The 3,128-nt window shown below is 50.2% G+C and carries 1 protein-coding gene; it reads left to right on the forward strand.

Annotated elements, in window-relative coordinates; genetic code table 11:
- Positions 1–3,128, forward strand: a 3,128-nt coding sequence (locus tag ACVPON_RS04115; protein WP_462876451.1) for an RHS repeat-associated core domain-containing protein, incomplete at both ends; no start/stop codon positions are given.

The raw sequence follows: 3,128 nt of genomic DNA on the forward strand, positions 1-3,128 counted from the left end.
TGGTCAGGCAACCGCCTTTACCTATGACCCATTGGGACGGGTGGTGGAGACGGTCGCACCGACTGGCGCCAAGCAAAGCTACACCTATGACGCAGTAGGAAATCGCCTCACCGAAACAACAGGAGAAGGCCATACCACGACCTATACCTATGATGCCCTCAATCGTGTGGCAAGTATGAAACGCCCAACAGGTGGTGAAACAGTTTATAGCTACGATGGCACAGGTAGCCTCTCTGAGGAGAAGGATGCCAACGGACATACTACAACCTACACCAACGACCTCTATGGTCGAACAACCAAACGTATCTTGCCAAATGAGGCAGAGTATACCTACAACTACGATGCTTTGGGTCGTCTGTCCAAGCAAACCGGACCTCAAGGTCTCGCTAAGAGTTATACTTATGACGTGGCGGGTAACCTAACCAAGGAAACGGACCAGTCCGATAGAAGCAATCGCTATACCTACGACAAGGTCGGACGTCTTTTGACAGCTAAGAATGCCCTCGACCTTGAAACGAAATATAGTTATGATGAGGCAGGGAATCTTGAGAAGTTGACCAGTCCATCGGGAGCGACCACTCGCTTTAGCTACACCACTCTTGATCAGCTCAAGACCATCACCAGTCCGACAGGCCGAGAGGTTGCCTCAAGCTATGACCCAGTTGGTCAAGTAACCAAGCGAACCATCAACGGCAAGCGGGAGACCAGCTATACCTATGACCCCAATGGGAACCTCCTAGAAGAAACCAATCCACTGGGTCAAGTGACCAAGCGAACCTATGATGCCCTTAACCGCTTGACTAGTGAAAGTGATACGGCAGGTCAACTCAATCTCTACACCTATGACCATGACAACAATGTCACCAAGGTCATGAATGAAGCCGGTGGTCAAGCCAGCATGACCTATGACGGCAATGGCAATCTGACCAGTGTGACATCTGGTAGCGAGCGCATCAAGACTTACACCTATGACCTCAAGGACCAGTTGCTTTCAGCTACCCAAGGGACTGGAGACAAGGCTTCCACCTCAACCTACACCTATGATAGTGTGGGAAATGTCACTTCCATCACCAATGGGAATGGCAAGGTCACAACCTATACCTATGACCAACTCTCCAATGTCGTGGAGCGTATGACCGCTCTTGGCGACAAGGAGACCTATAGCTACAACCTCAACAACCAGCTGGAGAAAGTCACCAAGGCAGATGGAGAGACCATCACCTACGACTACAATAAGCTGGACCAACTGCTCAAGATAGACTACTCCAAGAAAGAAGATGGTCACGTCCTCTATACCTATGATAGCGACGGTCGCAGGGTATCCATGGGTGATCGGACAGGCACGACCAACTACGAGACCAACGATGAAGGGGAAATCACGGGTGTCCGTCAGGGAGACGGTAGTCTGATTCAGTATGACTACGATGACTACGGCAACATCAGCCAGATGACCTACCCAGACGGTAGCCGCGTTTCCTACACCTATGACGAGCTGGATCGCTTGACCTCTGTGACCGATGGCAAGGGAGAAAAGACCAGCTACACCTACAATGAAGCAGGCGACATGACGGAAGTCAAACGGGGCGATGGCCCCCAGACTTTCCTCACCTATGACCAGGCGCACCGGGTGACGGAAATCGTCCATCGCAATCAGAAAGCCAAGCTGATTTCCAGCTATGCCTACGAGTATGACGATGGCAACTACATCACCAAGGAGACCATCACCCAAGACGGGGAGACCCTTGTCCAAGCCTACACCTATGACACCCTCGGTCAGATTGAGACCATGACGGTTTCAAGTAAGGACGGCAAGGAACTGTCCAAGCTGACTTACACCTATGACCTAGCAGGAAACAAGCTGACCAGCACAGAAGAAGTAGAGGGCAAGGAAGAAGAGACCCGCTTCACTTACGATGACAATAACCGCCTAACCAAACTAGAAAACAAGGACGGAACGACCACCTATACCTACGACAGGAACGGCAACCGCATCTCGTCTAAGAAAAATGATGACAAGCTAGACTACATCTACGATACCGAAAACCGGCTCCTTGCGGTTAAGGACAAGGAGGGGCTTCTGATGGCAGCCCTCTATGACGGGGACGATAACCGAGTATTTAGTGCTAGCCGTAAGAAAGGTAAACATACCTATCAGCTCTTCAAACGAGAGGAGAAGAGGAAGTCTCCTTATACTGCCCCGAATGGGGAGGAGCCGAGTCTCTTCTGGTATGGCTTTAGCCAGAATGTCTTACAGGCACTGTCTACCCTACCACAGACGGTGGGGACTATCTGGCATGAGATTTTTGATGATGTGTCGACTGCCTACCATCAGAAAGTAGCGAAAGATCGGGCGACCAAGGAGGGGCTAGTGGTCAATCCACCAGACCTTGGAGATCTGCCGGGTGAGGGGGACGTGACCTATGCCTCAGAAGTGAAAGAGGTTCTCATTCCTTACACCACACGGGAGGATCGCTTTAACTACTACGAAGAGCGGAACTATGTTAATGACGTCAACCGCAAGCATACCGAAGTTCTTCAGACCTATGACCGAGACTTAAAAGCAAGAGAAACCTATACCTACGGACAGGGCAGAAGTTCTTATCTCAACCATGAGACGGGGGATACCTATCACTACCTGACCAATCAGGCAGGAACAGTCACAGGCTTGACCAAGGACGGAGTAGCAGTTGCGTCCAGCCAGTACCAACTCTACGGAGCAAGTAAGTCTAGCACAGATGAGACGGGCAATCCTTTTGCCTACAATGGGGAAGCTCGTGACATCACAGGACTAGATTACCTCAGAGCAAGATATTATGACAGTCAAGCAGGAACCTTTTTGACTGAGGATTCTTATTCAGGTACGAAGATGAATCCGTTGAGCCAAAATCGTTATGCCTATGTTCACAACAACCCAGTCAACTACACCGACCCGAGTGGGCATTTCCGCCAAGCAAGGCGATTCAAACCTGTCAGAAGAGGTGCTAGTATAGGTGCGACTTTTAGCAGAAGCATGGATCAGATCGTACGGAGCATTGGAAATACTGTTTTAGACACTGCTAGATATATGAATCAGGAAGTGCAGTATATAACCCAGTATGTGTCTGCACTCATTCAAGCACCGGCTGAAC

This window comes from Streptococcus sp. 1F3, from assembly GCF_054968985.1.